The organism is Pseudomaricurvus alcaniphilus (genome assembly GCF_011440395.1).
Classification (GTDB): domain Bacteria; phylum Pseudomonadota; class Gammaproteobacteria; order Pseudomonadales; family Cellvibrionaceae; genus Pseudomaricurvus; species Pseudomaricurvus alcaniphilus.
The window spans coordinates 123416-145358 of record NZ_JAAOIX010000004.1 but is presented as its reverse complement, the minus strand read 5'-3'; the positions used below and the strand labels follow the sequence as shown (position 1 = coordinate 145358).

At 58.1% G+C, this 21943-nt stretch carries 17 protein-coding genes; 7 read left to right on the top strand and 10 right to left on the bottom strand.

Annotated features, from left to right (window positions below):
• Both G8764_RS10680 and G8764_RS10675 read left to right on the top strand, forming a co-directional pair.
• Window positions 1-948 carry an AgmX/PglI C-terminal domain-containing protein gene (locus G8764_RS10680; protein ID WP_166164623.1) on the top strand — a complete coding sequence of 316 codons (948 nt, stop codon included), beginning with the start codon at window positions 1-3 and terminating at the stop codon, window positions 946-948.
• Window positions 949-1279: 331 nt separating this feature from the next.
• Window positions 1280-2542: a DUF2254 domain-containing protein gene (locus tag G8764_RS10675; RefSeq protein WP_166164622.1), complete on the top strand. Its 1263-nt coding sequence runs from the start codon at window positions 1280-1282 to the stop codon at window positions 2540-2542.
• A 188-nt stretch (window positions 2543-2730) separates the two neighbouring features.
• On the opposite strand, the gene G8764_RS10670 is transcribed toward G8764_RS10675, so the two are convergent.
• The 4 genes from G8764_RS10670 to moaC are packed head-to-tail and all read right to left on the bottom strand — an operon-like array spanning window position 2731 to window position 4192.
• Window positions 2731-3000, bottom strand: coding sequence for a hypothetical protein (locus tag G8764_RS10670; protein ID WP_207951818.1), 270 nt, complete (start codon window positions 2998-3000; stop codon window positions 2731-2733).
• Entirely contained in the window at window positions 3000-3449 is a 450-nt protein-coding gene (moaE, locus tag G8764_RS10665; protein ID WP_166164621.1) for a molybdopterin synthase catalytic subunit MoaE, read from the bottom strand. The genes G8764_RS10670 and moaE overlap by 1 nt, the downstream gene beginning before the upstream one ends.
• Before the next feature lie 9 nt (window positions 3450-3458).
• On the bottom strand, window positions 3459-3710 hold the full coding sequence (gene moaD, locus G8764_RS10660) for a molybdopterin converting factor subunit 1 (RefSeq protein ID WP_166164620.1): 252 nt from the start codon (window positions 3708-3710) through the stop codon (window positions 3459-3461).
• Entirely contained in the window at window positions 3707-4192 is a 486-nt protein-coding gene (gene moaC / locus G8764_RS10655) for a cyclic pyranopterin monophosphate synthase MoaC (protein ID WP_166164619.1), read from the bottom strand. Before moaC ends, moaD begins: the two co-directional genes overlap by 4 nt.
• Before the next feature lie 183 nt (window positions 4193-4375).
• Here moaC and G8764_RS10650 point away from each other — a divergent pair, with 183 nt between their 5' ends.
• Window positions 4376-4912, top strand: a complete 537-nt coding sequence (locus G8764_RS10650; RefSeq protein ID WP_166164618.1) for a DUF2058 domain-containing protein — start codon at window positions 4376-4378, stop codon at window positions 4910-4912.
• A gap of 265 nt (window positions 4913-5177) precedes the next feature.
• On the opposite strand, the gene G8764_RS10645 is transcribed toward G8764_RS10650, so the two are convergent.
• From G8764_RS10645 to G8764_RS10620, 6 genes are all read right to left on the bottom strand, one after another.
• Window positions 5178-8501, bottom strand: a complete 3324-nt coding sequence (locus G8764_RS10645; RefSeq protein ID WP_166164617.1) for an error-prone DNA polymerase — start codon at window positions 8499-8501, stop codon at window positions 5178-5180.
• 2 nt (window positions 8502-8503) lie between these two features.
• On the bottom strand, window positions 8504-8788 hold the full coding sequence (locus G8764_RS10640; protein ID WP_166164616.1) for a hypothetical protein: 285 nt from the start codon (window positions 8786-8788) through the stop codon (window positions 8504-8506).
• Window positions 8789-8870: 82 nt separating this feature from the next.
• Entirely contained in the window at window positions 8871-10535 is a 1665-nt protein-coding gene (locus G8764_RS10635) for a Y-family DNA polymerase (RefSeq protein WP_166164615.1), read from the bottom strand.
• A gap of 13 nt (window positions 10536-10548) precedes the next feature.
• Complete coding sequence (gene imuA, locus G8764_RS10630; RefSeq protein WP_166164614.1) at window positions 10549-11355, bottom strand: translesion DNA synthesis-associated protein ImuA; 807 nt, start codon at window positions 11353-11355, stop codon at window positions 10549-10551.
• 733 nt (window positions 11356-12088) lie between these two features.
• Window positions 12089-13165, bottom strand: a complete 1077-nt coding sequence (locus G8764_RS10625) for a class I mannose-6-phosphate isomerase (protein WP_166164613.1) — start codon at window positions 13163-13165, stop codon at window positions 12089-12091.
• 171 nt (window positions 13166-13336) lie between these two features.
• Window positions 13337-16366 (bottom strand): TonB-dependent receptor, encoded by a 3030-nt coding sequence (locus G8764_RS10620; protein WP_243748728.1) that lies wholly within the window; start codon window positions 16364-16366, stop codon window positions 13337-13339.
• 695 nt (window positions 16367-17061) lie between these two features.
• Here G8764_RS10620 and G8764_RS10615 point away from each other — a divergent pair.
• The 4 genes from G8764_RS10615 (at window position 17062) to G8764_RS10600 (ending at window position 21932) form a co-directional block, all read left to right on the top strand.
• Complete coding sequence (locus G8764_RS10615) at window positions 17062-18513, top strand: mannitol dehydrogenase family protein (RefSeq protein WP_166164612.1); 1452 nt, start codon at window positions 17062-17064, stop codon at window positions 18511-18513.
• A gap of 15 nt (window positions 18514-18528) precedes the next feature.
• The gene (gene uxuA / locus G8764_RS10610) at window positions 18529-19743 is read left to right on the top strand and encodes a mannonate dehydratase (RefSeq protein ID WP_166164611.1); all 1215 of its coding nucleotides are present in this window, start codon (window positions 18529-18531) and stop codon (window positions 19741-19743) included.
• Entirely contained in the window at window positions 19740-21023 is a 1284-nt protein-coding gene (locus G8764_RS10605; protein ID WP_166164610.1) for an Nramp family divalent metal transporter, read from the top strand. The genes uxuA and G8764_RS10605 overlap by 4 nt, the downstream gene beginning before the upstream one ends.
• Window positions 21024-21191: 168 nt before the next feature.
• Window positions 21192-21932 carry a 2OG-Fe(II) oxygenase gene (locus G8764_RS10600; RefSeq protein ID WP_243748727.1) on the top strand — a complete coding sequence of 247 codons (741 nt, stop codon included), beginning with the start codon at window positions 21192-21194 and terminating at the stop codon, window positions 21930-21932.
• The last annotated feature ends 11 nt before the right edge of the window (window positions 21933-21943 follow it).

The window sequence follows — 21943 nt, the reverse complement described above, 5'->3', positions numbered from 1 at the left end:
GTGACAGCGGCAGCCTATCTCTATTCCCCCGAACCGCAGTTGGCCTGGTCGGCCAGCAGTGGCGACGACCGGCGCTTTTATCGACTGCTGGGCGGCACGCTGTTGCTGTTGGCAGTGCTGGGCGTTGGCTTACCCTTTGTGCAGCTGCCAGAGGTATTGCGCGAGGCGGCGGTCAAACCGCCGCCGACCCTGACCCAGGTTGTGATCGAAGCCAAACAGTTGCCCGAGCCGAAGCTGGAAAAGCCCCAGCCCCTGCCGGAACCGCCGACGCCGAAAGTCCCACCCAAACCCAAGCCCAGGCCGAAGGTGGTGGAGCAGGTCAAACCGACGCCGAAAATTATCGAGAGCGCCAGGGACAAGGCGGCCAAAAGCGGATTGATGCAGTTCCAGGATGACTTGCAGTCCATGCGTGACAGTCTCGATATGAGCAAAATGCAAGGCGCTCATCTCACCCAGGGCGCGGCCAAAGCACGCCAGCTCGATCGAGCCGTGATTAGCAGCCAGGCGCAGACCACCAGTGGCGGCATCAACACCGCCGCGCTGAGCCGGGATGTGGGCGGTGTGGCCCTGTCCGGTCGGGAAACCACCCGGGTGGAGAGCAAACTGGCCAGTGCCAGCGGCACCAGTCCTCGCCCCGGCGACCCGGCCAATAACGCCTCCGGTCGCAGCGAGGAAGAGATTCGTAAAACCATGGATCGCAACCAGGGCGCCATTTTCTCCATCTACAACCGCGCCCTGCGCAGCAACCCGGCGCTGCAGGGTAAGCTGGTGATTAAAATGGTGATCGAGCCGTCCGGCAAATTGTCGGCGGTAACGCTGATCTCCAGTGAGTTAAAGGATGCGGCGCTGGAGCAAAAACTGCTGGCCCGTATTCGCCTGGTGCAGTTCGGTGTACAGAACGTGATTCGCACCACCCTCAACTACACCTTTGATTTCCTGCCTTACTGATTCTGCTGTGGGTGAGCTCTGCGGGGCTCACCCGCAGCGGCGCCAGTCTCATCAACCGGCATCTACCTCAATAGCCGTCTACCTCAATAGCCATCTAGCTCAATAGCCATCTAGCTCAATAGCAATTTCCTCAATAGCAGTATGAGTCAATAGCCACCCTCCTCAGTAGTCGGTCGTTGTAAACATTGTCGTTAAAGCGGAGCCAGGGTTTGCCCGCAGTGACAGCGGACTGTTACAGTGTTTGCCGCGCAGATCGAAATTGCGCTCGCTGTGCGGCGGCTGGGTAAACACCTGCACTCTGCAGGCGTCGACCGATCGAGAAGGAGGTTGGATGCTGTCCAAATTGGAGTGGTCTTATAACCGGTTGATCCGCAGCCTGTGGTTGCGGGCGAGCCTGGTGGGGGTGCTGGGGGGCGTGGTGGCGCTGGTGGCGATTCCGGTGCAATCGCTGATCGAGGAGCCCCTGCCGTTCAATGTCGGCAGCGAAGCGGTGGGCGAGATCCTCAGTATCCTCGCCACCAGTATGCTCACCGTGACCATCTTTTCACTCAGCGTTATGGTCTCCGCCTACAGTGCCGCCAGCTCCGGAGTGACGCCGCGAGCGACCAAGCTGATCAAGCAGGACCCAACCACCCAGAACACCCTGGCCACCTTTCTCGGCTCTTTCCTCTTCAGCCTGGTGGGTATTATCGCCCTGAGTACCGACCTCTACACCGAGGTCGGCCGCTTTATTCTCTTTGTTGCCACCCTGGTGGTAATCTTCTCGATTGTGGTCACCCTGTTGCGCTGGATCGAACACCTGTCTGGTCTCGGTCGCGTCGGGCGTACCACCGGCCAGGTGGAAGACAAGGTGCGCGCGGCGCTGGTGGATCGCATCCGCTGTCCGGCGTTGGGCGGCAGGCCCATGGCAAGCCCGCAGTTCCTGCCGGTTGATGCCAATGTGGTGTGTACCCAGGAATCGGGCTATGTGCAGCATGTCGACACCAGCGCCCTGTCCGAATGTGGCGCTGCGGCGGACAGGGAAATCGGCGTGTTGGCAATACCGGGAACCCTGGTGCACCCGAGCCGACCGCTGGCCTGGTATCAGGGGCCGGAGGATGAGCAGTTAAACAGCCGTATTCGCGACGCCTTTAGTATCGATGTGGAGCGCTCTTTCGACCAGGATCCCCGTTTTGGTTTTTCCGTACTGGCAGAAATTGCTTCGCGCGCCCTGTCGCCGGGGGTCAACGATGCCGGTACGGCGATCGATGTGATCAACCGGATGATGCGCCTGTTGCTGGTGTGCAGCGCAACCGGTCCCGAGACTTGCGAGGAGGCACCGGTGCACACCAACCTGCAAGTGGCGACGGTTGCCTTGGCGGATTTCTTTGACGATGCATTTTTACCCATTGCCCGGGACGGTGCGGGCCTGGTTGAAGTGCAAGTGCGTTTGCAAAAAGCCCTGTTGGCGCTGGCGGAAAATGATCCGCAGCGTTTTCGGGTCCAGGCCCGGCGCTGTTCGGCGCAAGCGCTGCAGTACGCCGAGGCGGCGCTGCAGCTGGAGTCCGACAAAGCGCGTTTGCGCCAATTGGCGCAGCGGTTGCAAACCAGCTGAGGCTGCAGGTCGGCAATCAGGTGCGGCGGCGTGAGAAGCTGTGTTGCCAGGGGCTGTGTTTCCAGCAGCTGTGTTGCCAGAGGCGATGTTTGCAAAAATCTGTTTGCAAAAAATCTGTTTGCAAAAACTCTACAGCCAGAAACAGCACTGCCAGAAATATTACAGCCACAAGCTGCGTGGCCAAAAAATCAGGGGTCGATAAAAAAGCGCAGCAGGCGGCTGATCAGCATCCTTAGCTGGGCCATCATGGCGATAAGAAAACCGAAGCCGCCGATGACCAGTCCGGCCAGCAACAGGATCTCCTGGCGGGTGGAGGGGGGCAGGGTGGTGCCGGCAATATAGATCAGTACGCCGCCGAAAAAGAACAGCATGGCGCCGAGTTTGAATTGTTTGAAACTCAGCTCCAGTGGCGCAGTGTAATGTTGTTTCAGGAACACCAGCCAGCGATTCGTCGCCATTATTTTTGCCAGCGCTCGGCGGCGTCGGTGTCGCTGTCCCGGGCGTCTACCCAGCGACTGCCCTCGCGGGTGATTTCCCGCTTCCAGAAGGGGGCCCGGGTTTTCAGGTAATCCATGATGAACTCGCAGGCGGCGAAGGCCTCGCCCCGGTGTTGGCCGGAGACGCCGACAAACACAATCTGGTCGCTGGGGCGCAGTTCACCGATGCGATGAATAATGCGGATCTGCTCCACTGGCCAGCGGTCGCGGGCCTGGCTGCAGATGTCCGCCAGTGACTTCTCGGTCATGCCCGGGTAGTGCTCCAGAAACAGGCCCTGGATGTCGTCGCCCTGGTTGAAATCGCGCATCAAGCCGGTAAAGGTGACAATGGCGCCAATGGTCGGGCAGTCGGCCCGCAGCGCTTCGTACTCCTGTTGCAGACTGAAGTCTGCCTGCTGGATTGAGATCATGCAGGTTCACTAGCCTCCGGTCACCGGGGGAAAGAAGGCCACTTCTTCATCGCCGCTCAGGGGTTGGTTCCAGTCCACCACGGTCTGGTTGACCGCCACCAGCAGGCCGCCCATTTGCATGGCCTGTTGCCAGGCTTCATCGCGGCGGCCGAGAAAGTCGCGCAGGTCGGTGACGGTGGCCACTGACTCGGGCAGGGGCAGGCTTTCCTCTCGCTGGCCGACCGCTTCGCGCAGGCGGGCAAAATACTTGATGCGGATCATGCTGTTACCTCGGCTTTATAATTCCCGGACTTGCCGCCGGTCTTTTCCAGTAGCCTCACCTGACTGATGACCATGCCTTTATCCACCGCCTTGCACATGTCGTAGACCGTCAGTGCGGCCACGGAGGCGGCGGTCAGGGCTTCCATTTCCACCCCGGTCTGGCCGTTGAGTTTGCAGGTGCTGGTGATGCGCACCCGCTGTTGCTCCGGTTCTGCCTCCAGCTCCACCTTGATGGAGGTGAGCATTAGCGGGTGACAGAGGGGGATCAGGTCGGCGCATTTTTTCGCCGCCTGGATACCGGCGATGCGGGCCACGGCGAAGACATCGCCCTTCTTGTGACCGCCTTCCATAATGAGCTTGAGGGTTGCGGGCAACATGCTGATACAGGCTTCGGCGCTGGCCTGGCGCTGGCTGCTGGCCTTGGCGCCCACATCCACCATATGGGCGCGGCCGTGTTCGTCGAGATGGGTAAGTTGGCTCATGAGCTCTCTGGGTCGTCTAATTCAAGCCCCCAATGATACCCTCTAGTGCAGATCGCTGCTAATGCAGATGCTCGCTAATGGGATCGAAGCGCCAGTGCAGTCGAAGCGCTAATGGCATTTAGGCAGCGGCAATCGATGCTGTTAGAATAGCCGCCTCGCAACAGGGCAAGCAGAGAGTGGGATATGAGCACTTTACAGGATCAATTGTTAAAAGCCGGGCTGGTGGATAAAAAGCAGGCCAAGCAGGCCAGCAAGGACAAGCGCAAGGTGGCCAAGGTGAAGAAGAGCGAGCGCCAGCTGGTGGTGGATGAGACCAAGCTGCAGGCGCAAAAGGCCCGGGAAGAGAAGGCAGCTCGGGATCGCGAGTTGAACGCCCAGCGCAAGGCCGAAGCCGATCGCAAAGCCATCGCTGCGCAGATCCGGCAGTTGATCGAGACCAACCTGCAGAGCAAGGGCGGCGGCGATATCGCCTACAACTTCACCGACGGCAGCAAGATCAAGAAGATGTACGTCTCCAGTGAGGTGCAGGGGCTGTTGACCCGCGGCCGGCTGGCGATCGTTAAACTGGGCGATAAATACGAGCTGGTGCCGATGCCGGTGGCGGACAAGATCGCCGAGCGGGACGCCGCGGTGATTCTGTCGGCCAACAAGAGCCAGCAGGTGGCGGATGAGGACGATCCCTACGCCGATTACGAAATTCCCGACGATTTGATGTGGTAGGGGCGGGTGGCCGGAGCCAGTGCATATCCCTGGTTTCGTGCCAATCTTTGGTTAAGAGCAAGTCTTTGGTTAAGAGCAAACTCCCGGTTCAGTACAAATCTTTGCTTCAGTACAAAACCGGGGCTCATTGCAGCTTCCGGTTCAGTACAAATCTTTGCTTCAGTACAAAACCGGGGCTCAGTGCAAGCTTCCGGTTCAGTGCAAGTCAGCTCAGTGCGAACTTCCGGGGTCTTGGCCAGTCCCGGGGTCAATGAAAGTCCCGGGGTCAATGAAAATCCCGGGATTTCACTCCAAAGCCGGGCAGCTGATCGCTGTAGTCCTGGATGTCGCCGGCGATGACGTGGATCACATTGTCGCGCCGCTCGAGGATGCCCTTGACCAGCGCGATGCGGCTTTTCAACACCGCCTGGCGGCAGCGCTGCTGCAGGTTTTGCCAGATCACCACATTGCTGTTGCCGGTCTCGTCTTCGAGAGTCATAAACAGGACCCCGCTGGCGGTGCCCGGACGCTGGCGACCGGTGACCACTCCGGCCAGGCGCACAAAGCGGCCGTGCGGCACTCCGTACAAATCCGCCGCGCGCAGGCAGCGGTTAAAGGGATATTGCTGGCGCAGCAGGCTCATGGGGTGCTGGTTGAGGCTGAGGCTGGTGTGGCGATAGTCCTCGATGGTGGTCTCCGCCGCCGATGAGGGCGGCAATTGAATCTCCTCCTCCTGCGGTGTGTCGGCGGCTGCCAGCAGCGGCGTGTGCTCGGTCAATGCCTGTACCTGCCAGTGGGCGCTGTGCCGGTCCTTGCTCAGGTAGCCGAGGGCGTTGGCCGCGGCCAGGCACTCCAGTTCCTGCGACTTGAGGCGGGCGCCGCGGCCCAGGTCGCTGAGGCTGCCGAGCTGGCTGTGCGGCTGCTGGCGCCAGTGGACGATGCGCTCGGCGGCGGCGCGGTTAAAGCCTTTGACCAGGCGCAAGCCCAGGCGCAGGGCCGGCTGCTGTTCCAGCAGCACATCATCGTCGCGCAACTCCAGGCTGTGGTCCCAGTGGCTGTGAAAGATGTCGATGGGGCGCACTTCAATGCGGTGGCGGCGGGCATCCTGCACCAGTTGTGCGGGTGAATAGAAGCCCATGGGCAGGCTGTTGAGGAGGCCGCAGTAAAAGGCGGCCGGATAGTGGCATTTGAGCCAGGCGGAGCTGTACACCAGCAGCGCGAAGCTGGCGGCGTGGGACTCGGGAAAACCGTATTCGCCGAAGCCCTGCATCTGCCGGAACAGGCGCTCGGCAAACTCCTGGCTGTGGCCCCGCGCCCGCATGCCCTCCAACAGCCGCTGCTGAAAACCCAGCAGGTTGCCGTTGCGGCCCCAGCTGGCCATGGCCCGGCGCAACTGGTCGGCTTCGCCGCCGCTGAAACCGGCGGCCACCATCGCCAGCTTGATCACCTGTTCCTGGAAGATCGGTACCCCCAGGGTGCGCTGCAAAACTTCCCTGACCAGCTCATTGGGGTAGCTGACCGGCTCCTCACCGCTGCGCCGTTTCAGGTAGGGGTGCACCATATCCCCCTGGATAGGCCCCGGCCGGACAATGGCCACCTGGATCACCAGGTCGTAATAGCAGCGCGGCTGCAGGCGCGGCAGCATCGCCATTTGGGCGCGGGACTCCACCTGGAAGACCCCGACGCTGTCGCCGCGACAGAGCATGGCGTAGGTTTGCGGATTCTCCCGCGGCATATTGGCCAGACTCACCGGCGGCGACTGGTAGCTGTTGATCAGCGCCAGGCTCTTGCGAATGGCGGTCAGCATACCCAGCGCCAGCACATCCACTTTCAGCAGTTTCAGGGCTTCGATGTCCACCTTGTCCCACTGGATAATGGTGCGTTCGGCCATGGCCGCATTTTCCACGGGCACCAGGTTGCTGATGGGGGTGCGGGTGATAAGAAAGCCGCCGACGTGCTGGGACAGGTGGCGGGGAAAACCGAGTATCTCTTGCACCAGCTGCATAAAGTGGTGGGTCATGGGGCTGTCGCTGGCAATGCCGTGGCGCTGCAAGTGTTCATCGAGCTGGTCGCGCCGCTCCCACCAGGCGATGTCCTTGGCCAGCTGGGCCACCAGTAGCGGGTCAAAGCCCAGCGCCTTGCCGACGTCGCGGATGGCACTGCGGGGACGATAGGTGATGACCGTGGCGGTGAGGGCGGCGCGCTGGCGGGAGTACTTGCGGTAGATGTACTGGATCACCTCCTCGCGTCGCTCGTGCTCAAAATCCACGTCGATGTCCGGCGGCTCGTTGCGCTCTTTGGAGATAAAGCGCTCGAACAGCAGCGCGCTTTGGGACGGGTCCACCTCGGTGATAAAGAGGCAGTAACACACCACTGAGTTGGCGGCCGAGCCGCGCCCCTGGCAGAGGATATTCTGCTGGCGGGCAAAGCGCACAATGTCCTCGACGGTGAGGAAGTAGTGCTCGTAACGCAGCTCGGCAATGACCTCCAGTTCGCGCTGCAATTGCTGCATGACTTTGGGCGGGGTGCCGTTGGGCCAGCGCCGCTCGGCGCCCTGCAGGCTCAGTTCGCGCAAATGCTGGCCGGCGCTCTTGCCGCTGGGGACCAGTTCTTCCGGGTAGTCGTGGCTCAGTTCGTCGAGGGAGAAGCGGCACAGGTCGGCGAGGTGCAGGGTCTCTTCCAGCAGGGCCTGGGGGTAGATGCGCTGCAACTGCTCGATACTGCGCAAGTGGCGTTCACCGTTACAGTAGCGCCGCCGCCCCAGCTGTTCGATGCTGGTGTTGTGGCGGATGGCGCTGAGGGTATCCTGCAGGGCCTGGCGCTGGCGCTCGTGCATGTGCACATCGTTGCAGGCCAGCATGGAGATCTTGTGGGCCTGGGCCAGTTGATAGCAGTGCTGGTAGTGGTCGCGATCTGAACCCTCCTGCAGCAGTTCCACTCCCAGCCACAGGCGCTGTTTGAAATACTGCTGCAGGGTTTGGGCTTGTTGCTGGCACAGGGCTGCTGCTTGGTTCGGGGCTGTTTTTTTGCTCAAGGCTGCTTCTTGGCTCAGGGCTGATTTTTCGCTCAAGGCTGATTCTTGGCTCAGGGCTGATTTTTCGCTCAAGGCTGATTCTTGGCTCAGGGCTGATTTTTCGCTCAAGGCTGCTTCCTCGCTCAAGGCTGTCTCCGGGCTCAAGGCTGTTTGTCCGGTTTGCCCGGTTTGCCCGGCGATCCTGGGCGGCAGCCAGATGGCGAGGCAGTGGCGGGTGCCAAATTGCAGGTCCTTGAGGCTGAGCTGGTACTGTCCCTTGGGGCTGCGGCGGCGGCCCTTGGTAATCAGCAGGGACAGTTCGCTGTAGGCCTTGCGGCTGGGGGCCAGCAACAGCAGCTGGCAGGATTTCGGCTGCTGGCCGAGTTCATCGTCGAGCCGGAACTCGCTGCCGATAATCAGCTTGATGCCCAGCTCCCTGGCGGCGACGTGGGCCTTGACCACGCCGGCAAGGGAGCACTCGTCGGTAATGGCGATGGCGGCGTAGCCCAGCTCCCGGGCGCGGGCAACCAGCTCCTCCGGGCGAGAGGCGCCGCGCAGGAAGGTGAAGTTGCTGAGGCAGTGCAGTTCGGCGAACATGGTCAGGCAGGCGCTCGCATGTCCATCTGTTGTGCGGTAACCATTGCAGCAACCATTACCTTAACTACAGGCAGGTCAATCATTGGCAGGTCACGCGTCAGTACAACAGTCATTGGCAGCTCAGTCGTATTCACTTGCGAGTCAGGGGGTAGTGCCGCAATCACCGCCACGTCAGTCGTTTCCATTTGCGGGTCACGGGTCCGTACAACAATCATTGGCAGCTCAGTCCTATTTACTTGCGAGTCAGGGGGCAGTGCCGCAATCACCGCCACGTCAGTCGTCTTCACTTGCAGTTCACTCCTCCTTACCGCAGTCGTCGGCACAGCAGTTATATGCCTGGCGGCAGGTGGTTCGGCAGCACAGCCAGCATCAGCCAAAATGCCCCTGCAGGAACCACTGCCGGCGCTCGGCATCGTAGTAAATCCAGTGGCTGCCGCGCTGGTCGCGGGCGATAAAGTAGCTGCGCTGCTGGCGCTGGCGCCACCAGTGGCTGTCAATCCGGCAGGCACCGCTGATGATTTCCAGCTGGGTCAAATTCGGCCCCAGTCGCCGCGCTTGTGGCAGTAACCAGAGGGGCAGGGGAGACGCTGGCGGTGTCCCGCCCGGGGAGCTTGCGGCTGGCACTCCGGTGGCCGGCATCCCGGTGGCCGGCATCCCGCTGGAGACCATGGCCTGGCGATACTCCGGCAAGTGCTCATCCAGGCACACCAGTTGATAGAGTCGCTCCCGCCCCAGCCGGGTGTGCAGGGTGTCCAGCAGTTGCGCGCGATCGTGGCGGGCCTGCAGCCCCAGCTCACTGAACAGCGGGCGGCTGTGGGCCTGGCTGGCCAGCAGCATGGAGCTGTGTAATTGCACCGTTTCGACAGGCGCATGCACCCGGAAGCCGTGCAGCTTTAACAGGCTTAAATTGAGAAAGTTCTGGTACTGGTTCTGGGCTGTGGACAGCTCGATGGCCAGCTCTGAGGCGGATTTGTCAAAGTGATAAAAGCGCCAGCTAAAACCCTGGCATTGCAGTTGGCCGTCGAGCAGGAAGCGGTGCAGTTCCTGCAGCAGCTCCTGCAGCGGGTGCTGCAGCATGGCGACGCTGGTGAGGCCGCTGAGGTAGTGGCGCTCGCTGAAAAAGTGCCGGTGCGGCTGGATGTAGTACTGCAGGTCGATCTCGGCCCCGCTGATTTTATCCAGTTGCCGGGCCAGGGCCTTGCTGTAGCGTCGGGCCAGGCTGGCGCGGGGCAGGTCCAGCAGGTCGCCCAGGGTCTTGAAACCCACCTGCCGCAATTGCCGCTGCTGCTTGTCGCTCAAAGGCAACAGCGGCAGCGGCACCTGCCGCACCCGGGCCAGGAAAAAGTCGTTGTCGAGCTCCTGTTCGGCACAGTCGGGCTTTATCCCGCCGTTGCTGGTGAGGGGGTTGAGGTCCGCCACAGCCCCCAGTAGCCAGGCCGCCTGGGGGGTGTGACCGAGGCTGGCGACACAGCAGTAACCCTGCTGCTGGAGGCCGCTATTGATCTGCTGCAACAGGCTGTCGAGGCCATGAAACAGGCGCAGGCAGGTACTGATCTCCAGCAAGAGGGTGTCGTTGGGCGTGTCCTGGTCAGCCTCCGGTTGCGCCGCGCGCAGGCTTACGCAGGGAGTGAACTGGTAGCACCAGTGCGCCAGCGCTTGCAGGCTGGCGGCTTCCTGTTGCCGGTTGCGCGGCAGCGCTTGCAGATCCTTGCACAGCGCCAGGGCGGTGTTGAGTGACATGCCGATATCAATGCCGGCGGCGCGGGCACTGGCAGAGGCGAACTGGATGCGCTGCCGTTCCACCACCACCCGCGGCGCCGTGTCGCGGTGTTCGGTTGTGGCGGTGCCTGAGGGGCGTTGCTCAAGGGACTCATGCTGGTCAGAGTCAGGGCACGCTACCTCAGGGGATGGCTTTTCAGGGCAGGGTGCCGCGGAAAACCGGTTCCGGGAAGGTTGCTCCTGAAAGGGTTGATTCAGGGGAGCTTGATCCAGGGGCAGTTGGGGAAAACGCAGGCAGAGCCATAACAGTTGCACAGCACACCTCTGCCTAGACCTGTGCTGTGGGCAGCGTGGCGACCGAGGCCTGTCGCCGGGTTGCCTGCGGGCTATCTAATCCATGCCCGTTACCCGATACCCGACCGTGCTTTGATGTTTGCTCATAACCCAGGGCTGCACTGTCGGGCAGCGGCCCGTGGTACAGCGGTTGCCGGGCGGGTTGCGGCAGCGGCTGGCTGGCGGGCCGCAACATCAGGGTCTGGCCGGCCCAGCCGCCGCGCTGCTTGATAATCTGCAGTTGCAGCTGGCCTTCTGTCTCGGGCCTGAGGTGAATGCGCAGGGCCGAGGGGGAGGTCTGCAGTTGCTCGCGCTGATGGCGAAACAGCAGGTGCCAGCAGTTGCCGGCGGTGGCCGCCTGCTGTAAACGGCGCAAGTCCCGATCCCGTATTGTCTGGTCGAGGCTCCAGGTCAGCACGGCGCTGCAGGCGCCGGAAGCCAGGCATTGGCTGGCGCACCAGAGCAGCTCCTTGCTGTCGCGCGGCTGCACAATCAGCAGCCGCTGCAGGTCGATGCCCGCCTGCACCAGGGCCGGGGCAAAGGGCTGGTAGGGCGGCGCGATCATCACCAGCCAGGGGGCCAGTGGCTGGCGTGCCAGCAGGCCCGGCAGCAACAGACCCAGCTCGCCAAACCCCGGCTGCTCCAGCAGCAATTCGGTGGTGGCCGCCTGCGGCCAGCCCTGCTGGTGCAGGGCCTGGTCCAGTTGCGGATAGCCGGTGGCGATAACCGCTTGCAGGCGCGGCCCCCTGGAGGCTTGCCAGGTGTTGGGGAGTTTGAGAAGGGCTTCGAGCTTGCTATTCATGGGTACTTCTCATGGGCGCTTCTGGTCATGGGTACTTCTCATGGGCACTTAATGCTGTCTGTAAATACGAGGTATCTGCCTGGTTCCGGTGCTACTAGTTCCGGTGCTACTAGTTTCGGTGCTACTAGTTTCGGTGCTACTAGCTCCAGTGCTACTAGCCCCAGTAAGTTAGCTTTAGCGATATTTTGCTGTATAAATATACAGTACTATCCTATTCTAATGCTGCGTCGGAAGCAATCAAGTTTTTCTTACGCCAGCTATACCGACATAAAGCGGCAGGCCGACATAGAGGGGTAGATTGAGGTAGAGGGGCAGGCTGGCGGTGTCGTCACGACAGCTTTTTGCAGAAGTCGATAAAACAACATGCTGCGAAATTTAGGGCCGATATGGGTGGCGATGGGCGTGGAGATTGAAGCGGCAAGCAAATTCGTTAGCGAGGGATACAGATGTCCGGGTTGCATCGAGTTAAGGTATGTACCGGAATCCAGTGGTGTAACAGCGCTGTCACCCGATGTGCGCCGCTCACCGATACCTGGGCGAGCCTATCGGAGCCAGGTGTGATGACGGGCTGGTGAGTACAACTTTGTTCAGTCCGTAGTCTTTTCAGTCGGTAGGCTGCCGAGCCGTCAGTGCATAGCTGTGAGCCGGCCTCGGCAGTCTCTTGCTCGAAAGGAACAGGATGGAAAGCAGAATCTTATCGATGACATTAAAATAAAAATACGCTAATGCCCTGTCAACTGTTGCCCGGGTAGCACTCCAATACCGACAACCCCGCATCCGATTGGTACTGGAACTGGTCAACTCCTGCAGGACAGAAGAACCGATCCCAGCGTTGCAACTGTGTCACTTCATTGCCAATACGCAAGGTTCCGGAGCCAGCGGTCACGACGCCGAAGAAAAAGGCGTTTTCCTTGCGTTCAAAACAGCCACTGACCGACGCTCGCTTGATGGTGAAACAGGAGGTCTTGTCCGCGCCGATCAACTCTTCTAGGCAATTCCCGTGATTATCGTCGAGCAGAATTTTTGGCTGGCAACGAAATTCCGCGTCGACTTTCTCAGGGGGGATCGGGTCGAAATTGAAGACGTCCAGTGCCGTTTCGATATCCCTGCCCATAAATCTCGCCGCTTCGGGGATCACGTAACCACAGCGCTCAAACTCAAAGCGTACCGCCAGGTCGGAAGGCTCCATGATTTCCAGCATCAGTATGCCTTCACCCAGTGCGTGTGGACGACCTCCCGGGATCAAAAATACATCCCCGGGCTTGACCGGAATACGGTCGAAGCACTTTTCAATGGATTCGATATCCTGGTTTTCAATCCAGGTCTTGAGCTGTTCGCGGCTGGGGGATCTTTGGAATCCGGCGTAGATATAGGGGTCGCTTATTTCAGCGCGAGTCTCAAGAATCACGTAAGCTTCTGTCTTGCCGCGGGGCAGGCCCAGTCTCTTCTGGGCAAAGTCACGGGTCGGGTGAGCCTGGAAGTGCAGACGGGTTGAGCTGTCCAGGTATTTGACCAGGGGGATGTCTTCCATCGAGCGGGCGGAGTCGCCATCAGCCCCTAAAAAGTATTGTTGCTCTTGCCGCAGCAAGTCGCGAAACGGAACCGACTGGCCGTCCTCGTTTGTCACCATGGCCAGGCCTTCTGATATATGTTCGCGCCCAATATTGCGGGCCTCGACAGTGGAGCCAATCCAGTCTTCGGGGAAATGTGAATCCTGCGGGTTCTGCTTGCCTTCGATCATGTCGAGTTGCTTACCGCCCTGATAGGTTCGCCAGACACGGTTGGCGGAGAGCTTGATAATCTGGTTCATGCTTGTGGCTCCAGTTCTGTGGTCGAAGACGCTCGGCAATGCAGCTGCTGCAATAGGAGCAGGCATCCACCAGGGCGTAAAAAAAAGCCCCGGCAAAGAGCCGGGGCAAGGAGGTGAACCGGGCTGCCATCCAGGATGGCAGCCTTTGGTTCGATATTTTACCCGCACAATTTACATGCGATAGCTGAGACCAAAGGTGATTCTGCGATCGGGTATACCCTGGAAGCACAGGATTGCACCTTCGTTAACACAAGATTGTGTTATCTCTTCTTCAAGTACGTTTACAGCTTCGACACCAATATTAAAGTTCTCATTGATATCGTAGTTGATGCTCATATTGAGCTGACCCCTGTCTTCGGTAACAACCGGGAAGCCGTAAGTACTGGAAAGCGTAGCACCGCCCGCTGTGTCTTCGGTACGGAAAGCTTCACGCCAGGTATAACGCGCCCGGGCTGAAATACCATGCTTCTCGTAGAACAGAGTGAAGTTGTAAGCAGTTTCAGAAAAATCCAGTAGACCCTGGACTGCCTCAACGGTTTCAAAGTTGCGATCGTCGTAAACACCATTGATCGCGTTGAAGATATCGGTGCCTCGGGTTGCAGAGGAATTCGTCGCTTCACCACCTTCAAAATCCTGGATGGTGTAGTTAGCGATAATACCAAAGCCTGAAGCCCAGCCGAGTTTGTCCTCAAAATCCGCAAGGTCATACTGGAAGGATAACTCCCAACCTGACTGTGTGGTTTTTTCAGTGTCATTAACTATGGTCTCAATTGGGACACATAGTCCATTGCCTGGCACATTTGACAAAACGTTGCGATCAGGGAGTGGGTTGAAGATACCGCCGCCTTCACAGGGTGGGGTGATATCACGAAAACCATTGCCATCGACCGCAGCATCTTCCAGCTGAGAAACAAACAGGTTGGTGCGCTCTTTGTGGAAATAACCGATGCTCGCAACTGCGGCAGGTGCAAAATACCATTCTACTGAAAGGTCGAATGACTCTACCTCTTCAGGCTCCAGCCCCGGGTTACCGATCTCCACTGAGGTGTTCGGGCCGGTACCAAACAGTACCGAGGTAGACAGATCGTTAAAATCCGGGCGTCGGATATCTTCACCCCAACCCGCACGTACAACCAGGTCTTCCATGGGGGTGACAACCAGGTTCAAACGAGGGAGTAGGTAGCTGTAATTGCCGCTGGTTGTGGTTGTGGTTACATCACCACCACTGACACTGTTGCCTTTGGATTTTACGTCCGTCTCCAGATAGCGCAGACCAAAGTTGCCGCGGAACATACCGTACTCAAAATTTGCCTGGGCATAGAAAGCGTCGGTTGTCTCTTCGATATCAAAGAAGGCGGAATTACTGGATGCGGCATTGTTTAATGGGACTCTGCCGCCGTGTGCTATAACGGCAGCTTGCAGTATCTCCAGTGTGCCATCCGGGTCATTAAAGGCGCGATCCGGATCGATCAGGAGGAAGTTGCGAAACGCCAGATCTCTGCCGTCGCCATCATCAAAGTTGTCAGGACCGCGAACAAGCAGTTCTTCAAACAGAGAACCATTTGGGCTGTCTTGCATTGCACTTACGCCAAAATTTGAACTGACGTTGTCAAAAGTATTGCTCGCTTTGTTCCAGCGATAACCCACATCAACTGACGTCAGTGCTCCCCACTCAAGATAGTAAGTAAGGTCTACACGGAACGCATCGTTGGCATTCTCCCTGGTGTCCCGACCGACAGAAACTGCATCCAGTACAACATTGTTAGGATCGAGCAAATCATCTACTGTAGGGGCGAACGGTGAATCAAAATCAACACCAAAGGTCAGTGCTCCACCAGTCAAATCATAGATAAAGGGTACGCAGTTATCATTGCTGGTCCCGTCGAGGGGGCAATTAGGGTTGATGAAGTTCAAGGTAGTGCTTAAGTCAGGGCTGACCGTATCAGCTTCTGCCATCGCCCCCTCTACAGAGACTAACATCTTGTCGTTTTGCCAGGTTCCACCGATTCGGAAGACTGAGCTGTCAGTAATACGTGCACCGGTATCACTGGAGAAGCGTAAATTTGGATCGTCGTCATCAGCGGCCAGGTTTGGCTGGACGGTGCCTTTGGTTCCCACCTGGATGCTGCCCAGGTTGACACCGCCGAGGGAGCCAAAATTTACTGTTTCAAAATCGGTAGGCACGTTGTAATTAAGCACACTGCTCAAACCGGAGGCCTGGACCCTGGAGCTGTCTTGTCGGCGCTCCTGCTCGGTTATGATGACATCGGCAAACAACTTCAGGTTTTCATTGGGCGCCCACTCAAAGGTAGTGGAAACGTTGGTGGTTTCGTACTCGAAATTCTCGTATTCCTGGTTGAAGAATTGCATACCAACAAAATCGAAATCTTGCGCCGCGGGGCGTCTGGTTGGTTGATCTTCAATGCTTGTGCCGTTATCTCTAATAACAACCGCGTTAACATTCTCAACCAGGCCGCCGTCACGGTCGACACGAGGACGGAATGAGGTTGATTCCTGTTCGGTAATACTGCCGCTAATGACAAAGCCGATATCACCGATGCCGGTGCTCCAGTTGTTGCCAAAGGTTCCTGAAAATCTCGGCTGCAGGCTGGAGTCTGACAGGCTGCTGTCTTCCCCCTGAATGCGCGCAGCCACCAACATGTCTTCGAGATCAAGTGGACGTATGGTTCTCAGGTTGACAGTGCCGCCCACTGAACCTTCAATGGTTTTCGCATCGGGTGCTTTGGTTACTTCAACACCGGCAATAATAGAGGCGGAGAGATCTTCAAAGCTGATGCCGGTACGGCCGGAGCCGGAACCCACAGTGGCCACACCGTTAATCAGGGTTTGGTTGGCGCTGGTACCACGGATTTGAACGCCGGTACCCACACCTGCGGTACGAGTGATTTGGACACCGGTGACGTTCTCAAGAACTTCTGCCAGGTTTTGGTCAGGCAGCTTACCGATATCCTCCGCCATAATGACTTCCACCAGATTGGTGGCATTCTGCTTTTCATTCAGGGCGCTTTGCAGGGCAGAGCGGATACCCGTGACAACGACTTCTTCTACCATTGCCGGTTCGCCTTGAGCAAGCACGCCGCTTGATAAGGCAGAAATTGCCAGTGATAAGCTGCTAATCATCAGCCTTTTGCTCGACAGCCGCGGTGAATTTCCGTTGGCTCTCCTGGTGCGTGATTTCATTATTATCTTCCTCGTGGTCGTTTGGCTTTGTGTTTAAAGCACTTTATTTTGATTTTCTGGACACTTTTCTCGCTGTATGAGGTCGTGCCCCGTACTGCTCGCCGAAGTAAATCAATTTGGTGAGTTTTTGTCAATATATTTGGTAATATAGATTGTTCATTATTGGTAATAAGAGAGATTTTTAATGGAGTGAAAAGTTATTAGCTAATCATTGCTTTAACGGTGACAGTTGTGTTGAGGCTTTCTGTGTTGAACTCAGTGCGTGAAGCGCTGAGTGTCAGGCCAGCACCAGCTTTCCGGTCGACTAATAAAACCGGGGCCTAAAGCCAGAATAGGCGACAGAGGGCAGAGCGGCGCGGCAGCAGGTGTGTATTATGCGTGCATGACATGTTGGCTTCTGATTGTATTACCAATTTTGTTGACATAAAGTTCGTGTGTGAGTACTATCTCGGCGGTAACATAAGCTATTAATAAAAGATTTATTTCATTACGACCCCCGGTTACGACCCCTGGAAAGTAAGCGTCGATGGATGCCTGCAGACACTGTATTTGCGAGGGCCAGACACTGTCTTTGCAAGGATCAAACGCTGCTTTGTGAGGACCAGAATCGTCCGGATAGACCCGCAACTTTGATCTGTAATCTGACCGTGCAGGCCTGGTATCGCCCGGGCATAGAATTGGGAGCCTGATAGAAGATGGAGCGACTCAGCACAACCACCCTGTCCAAAGTGATGCCCGCGGTCGAGACGCCGGGATACGCGCGGGCGTCGGTTAGCAGCGGCATTGTTCACTTCGGTGCCGGCAATTTCCATCGCGCCCACCAGGCGGTGTACTGCGATGCACTGCTGAATGAGGGCGAGACTGGCTGGGGTATCACAGGTGTTTCGCTGCGCTCGCCCGCTATGCGCGACAACCTTGCCCCACAGGATTTCTTCTACACCCAGGCAACCCTGGGAGCCACAACGGCTTACCGCATTATCGGCGCTATCCAAAATGTGCTGGTGGCGCCGGAAAATCCCCAGGCGGTTATCGAGGCGGTGGCCCGCAACCAGACCCAATTGGTCACTACGACAATTACCGAGAAAGGTTACTGCCTGTCCAGCGGGGTGATCGACCGCGCGCATCCGGGCATTAGCCGCGATCTCGAATCTCTCAGCCAACCGCAAACGACCTACGGGTACCTTGCCGCGGCGATGATCAAGCGCTGTGCCGACCAGGGCGCGCCCTTGACCATCCTCTGCTGTGACAATATGCACGCCGGCGGCGAACATCTGCGGAGCGGTGTCCTGATGTTGCTTGAACGCCACAGCCCCGCAACATTGAGCTGGGTGGCGGCGAATGTGGCTTTTTCCTCTTCGATGGTCGATCGGGTAACGCCCGCCACCGATGAACCGTTAAAGAAGACAGTGGCGGAACGACTGGGGCTGTACGACGCAGCGCCGGTCGCCGCAGAGCCCTTCAGCCAGTGGATCATCGAGGATCGTTTTGCCGGGGAGCGTCCCCCCTTCGATCGGGTCGGGGCGCTGTTTGTCGAGGATATTGCCCCCTTCGAGCGCATCAAGCTGCGTTTTCTCAATGCCGGGCACTCCATGCTCGCCGCTTTGGGTTACCTGGCCGGTGACCGTTTTATCCACGAGGCACTGCAGCGCCCGGCCCTTGCCCGTTTTACCGAGCAGGCGCTCAAGGGCAATGTGCTGCCGGTGACCCCGGTACCCGCTGGCGTCAGCGGTGAGGGCTATATCGATCAGGTGCTTGAACGCTTTCGCAATGGCAATTTGCCCTATGCGGTATTGCAGGTCGGTACCGACAGCTCCCAGAAAATTCAGCAGCGCTGGCTGCCGACCATCGACGACGCCCTCAGCCAGGGGCAAGGTGCCACTTATCTGGCGTTTGCCCTGGCGGCCTGGGCAAGTTTTATTCGCCAGGCACTGCTAAACAACGACTTAAACGACCCGCTGCGCGATGCATTTGGCCGCTGTGAGTCCACAGCGACCACCGCTGATGTGGAGGATTTTCTTGCCCTGGCGGGCGCGGGCAAGTTCACTTTTTTCACCGATGTAGAGTTTATGGCGGCGGTGCGCGAGCATCACCGGGCCATTGCGGAGGTGGGTGTAGTGCAAGCGGTAGACAGTTTTTTAACGAACTAAATTTGAGAGACGACTATGCGTGAGTCCTGGAGATGGTTTGGTCCCAATGACCCGGTAACCATAAGCGATATTCGCCAAACCGGCGCAACGGATATTGTCAGTGCGCTGCACAGCATTCCCACCGGCGAGGTCTGGCCGCTCGCAGCAATACGCCAGCACCAGGCGCTGATAGAGGAGTGCGAACCCGGCACTGCACCACTGAAGTGGACGGTGGTGGAGAGTATTCCCGTGCATGAGGATATCAAACTGGCGCGGCCCGGCCATGAGAAGTATGTGGCGAACTGGATCGCGTCGATGGAAAACCTGGCCCAGTGCGGGATAAAAACCATCTGTTACAACTTTATGCCGGTGATCGACTGGACCCGCACGGATCTTAAATACAAACTCCCGAGCGGCGCCTACGCATTGCGCTTTGACCAGAAAAAATTTGCCGCCTTCGACCTCTTTATTCTGCAGCGTGAAAACGCCGCAGCGGAGTACAGTGATGGGGAAATAGCTGAGGCGAAGCAGGTTTTTGAGGCCATGTCTGCCAGTGAGCGGGCTGAGCTCACCAGCAATATTATCGCTGGCCTGCCCGGCAAGATGACGGACGCCTACGGCATTGACGATTTTCGAGCCATGCTGGCCAATTACAAGGATGTTACCAGCGACACCCTGCGCAGCAATTTGTTTGCCTTCCTGTCACAGGTATTGCCCCGGGCCGAGGCGCTGGGGGTGAAATTGGCGATCCACCCCGACGATCCTCCACGGGATATGCTCGGTTTGCCGCGCATTATCTGCACCGCGGATGACCTGGAACTGTTGTTCGCAGCCCTGCCCAGCCCCTCCAACGGTATCACCCTTTGCGTAGGCACTTACAGCAGCCGCCCGGACAACGATCTGCCGGCCATGGCCAGGCAGTTTGGACCGCGCATCCACTTTTCCCACCTGCGCGGAGTCAGCCGGGATCCCGCTGAGCAGCGTTCATTTTACGAGGCCAGTCATCTGGACAGCGATATCGATATGGTCCAGGTGATCAAGGAATTACTGAGTGAGGAGAGGCGCCGCAAACAGGAAGAACCTGAGCCCCAGGATATCTTTATTCGCCCGGACCACGGCCACCAGATGATGGATGATATCGGCAAAACCGTAAATCCGGGTTACTCCGGCATCGGACGCCTGAAAGGGCTGGCCGAGGTGCGCGGTGTGATCCGGGCGCTGTCGGCGCAGCAAAGGGATGCCTTGTCATGACGGCAGTGCCAGAGGCGGGTAGCCCAATCAACGACTCTCTGGCACGCAAGTTCGCCAAGGGATTGGCATTATTTCTGCCGGGTATTTTTTTACTGGGTTTCAATATCGGCACCGGCAGCGTCACCGCTATGGCCAAGGCCGGGGCGGACTATGGCATGTCCCTGTTGTGGACAATTGTTGCCTCCTGCCTGTGCACTTTCTTTATGATCAACCTGTACGGGCGTTTTACGTTAGTCACCGGTGAAACCGCCTTGCAAGCGTTTCGCAAGCACATCCATCCGGCGGTGGGCATCTTCTTTCTGGTGGCCTTGACCACGGGTGTCTGTGGCAGTGTGATGGGGGTGATGGGGATTGTTGCGGAGATCTGTTACGAGTGGTCGAAGTCGGTGGTTAGTGGCGGCATCGCACCGATCTATTTCGCCGCTTTCTTTGTTTCTGTGGTTTATTTCATCTTCTGGAACGGTAAAACCCAGTTCTTCGAACGCAGCCTGGCGGTAATTGTCGCCATTATGTCGGCATGCTTCCTGATCAATTTCTTTATCCTGATGCCGCCCCCAATTGACATTATGCGGGGCTTGATTCCAGGCATTCCAGAGGTCCCTCCCGGATCAGGACAAGGTCCTTTGCTGGTCATTGCCTCGTTGATTGGCACTACCGTCTTTTCCGGCTTGTTTATTATTCGTACCACGCTGGTCAAGGAGGCGGGCTGGTCGCTGGCGGATTACAAGACCCAGCGCAATGATGCCGTTGTTTCCGTAGTTTTGATGTTTGTCATCAGTGCCTCAATCATGGCGGCAGCGGCGGGTACTTTGCACGCTGAGGGAGTGGGTTTATCAAAGGCCTCGCAAATGATCGAATTGCTGGAGCCGCTGGCCGGACCTATGGCGGCTTCGATATTTGCCTTTGGACTTATTGCCGCAGGCGTATCGTCGCAATTTCCGAACGTGCTGATGTTGCCCTGGCTGCTGTGTGATTATACCGGCGCGCAGCGGGACATGACCCTGACCCGCTATCGAGTCATCGTATTTTTGATTTCCCTGCTCGGCCTGGTTGTGCCTGTTTTCGAAGCCCGGCCCGTGTTTGTGATGATTGTTTCCCAGGCCTTCAATGCGGTCATATTGCCGGTTACTGTTGCTTGTATTTTCTATCTCGGCAACCGCAAGGACCTGATGGGGAAATACAAAAATACCTGGGTCGCCAACAGCATCCTCGCCGTGATTCTGTGCTTCTCAATCTTTACCTCGGTGGTCGGAATCAGGGGCGTCTGGCAATTGTTGTGACAACAGCTGCGGCACCCCCCCGTCAATTTCAGCCTGGGCAAAAATTTTGCTGGCGGATCGGCGGCGATTAAAGCTATCATCGCGCGCCTTTGCGCCGAGGCCCTCCCTAACGCCGGTTAGCGCTCGCTAGCTTTTATCACCATTTACCTACTTTTTGCAGGGCAACTCATGTCAGCATTCCCACTGTTTACCGGCGATATGGACGCCGGTGGCCCGCTGTTGCAAGCCAAACTGGTTGATACCGGTTCGATTGCCAGTGATTTGGTTGAAAACGCCCTGTGTGAAAGTTCTCTGTTTGAACGGATGGCCAACGACCTGCTGGAGAAGGGCTACAGCATCAATCCGGCGATGTTGCCTGCTGCCCTGGCCGATACCCTGTGGCAGCACCTGCAGACCATGCCGGGGCAAAAATTTGACTCAGCGGGGATCGGTCGCCAGCAACAACACACACTCAACAACTTTGTCCGCAGTGACGAAATCAGCTGGATTAACGGTGAGTCGACCGCGGGCAGTGCCTGGTTACAGTGGGCGGCGGAGTTACAGCTCTATCTCAACCGGCGCCTGTTCCTGGGGTTGTTTTCTTTTGAAAGCCATTTTGCACACTACGCGCCGGGCGACTTTTACAAGCGTCACCTGGACGCGTTTAAAGGTGAGGCCAACCGGGTGTTATCGCTGGTGGTCTACCTCAACCCGGGTTGGCAGCCAGAAGACGGCGGTGAGCTGGTGCTGTACGGCGAGGCCATTGCAGCGCGGGGCATCAAGGTGACCCCCGGTTACGCCACTGTGGTGGCATTTTTGAGCGAAGAATTTCCCCATGAAGTGCTGCCGGCGGCGCGGGATCGCTACTCCATTGCCGGCTGGTTCCGGGTTAACACCTCTACCGCGGAGCGCATCGACCCGCCCCGCTAACCGTCTGCTAT

Bases quoted from the DNA above. Each gene is read 5' to 3' on its own strand.
- G8764_RS10645 (WP_166164617.1), bottom strand. From the start codon at position 8,501: ATGTTCGCCGAACTGCACTGCCTCAGCAACTTCACCTTCCTGCGCGGC.
- G8764_RS10650 (WP_166164618.1), top strand. From the start codon at position 4,376: ATGAGCACTTTACAGGATCAATTGTTAAAAGCCGGGCTGGTGGATAAA.
- uxuA (WP_166164611.1), top strand. From the start codon at position 18,529: ATGCGTGAGTCCTGGAGATGGTTTGGTCCCAATGACCCGGTAACCATA.
- imuA (WP_166164614.1), bottom strand. From the start codon at position 11,355: ATGAATAGCAAGCTCGAAGCCCTTCTCAAACTCCCCAACACCTGGCAA.
- G8764_RS10605 (WP_166164610.1), top strand. From the start codon at position 19,740: ATGACGGCAGTGCCAGAGGCGGGTAGCCCAATCAACGACTCTCTGGCA.
- G8764_RS10675 (WP_166164622.1), top strand. From the start codon at position 1,280: ATGCTGTCCAAATTGGAGTGGTCTTATAACCGGTTGATCCGCAGCCTG.
- G8764_RS10670 (WP_207951818.1), bottom strand. From the start codon at position 3,000: ATGGCGACGAATCGCTGGCTGGTGTTCCTGAAACAACATTACACTGCG.
- G8764_RS10625 (WP_166164613.1), bottom strand. From the start codon at position 13,165: ATGAACCAGATTATCAAGCTCTCCGCCAACCGTGTCTGGCGAACCTAT.
- moaE (WP_166164621.1), bottom strand. From the start codon at position 3,449: ATGATCTCAATCCAGCAGGCAGACTTCAGTCTGCAACAGGAGTACGAA.
- moaD (WP_166164620.1), bottom strand. From the start codon at position 3,710: ATGATCCGCATCAAGTATTTTGCCCGCCTGCGCGAAGCGGTCGGCCAG.
- G8764_RS10600 (WP_243748727.1), top strand. From the start codon at position 21,192: ATGTCAGCATTCCCACTGTTTACCGGCGATATGGACGCCGGTGGCCCG.
- G8764_RS10615 (WP_166164612.1), top strand. From the start codon at position 17,062: ATGGAGCGACTCAGCACAACCACCCTGTCCAAAGTGATGCCCGCGGTC.
- G8764_RS10620 (WP_243748728.1), bottom strand. From the start codon at position 16,366: ATGAAATCACGCACCAGGAGAGCCAACGGAAATTCACCGCGGCTGTCG.
- moaC (WP_166164619.1), bottom strand. From the start codon at position 4,192: ATGAGCCAACTTACCCATCTCGACGAACACGGCCGCGCCCATATGGTG.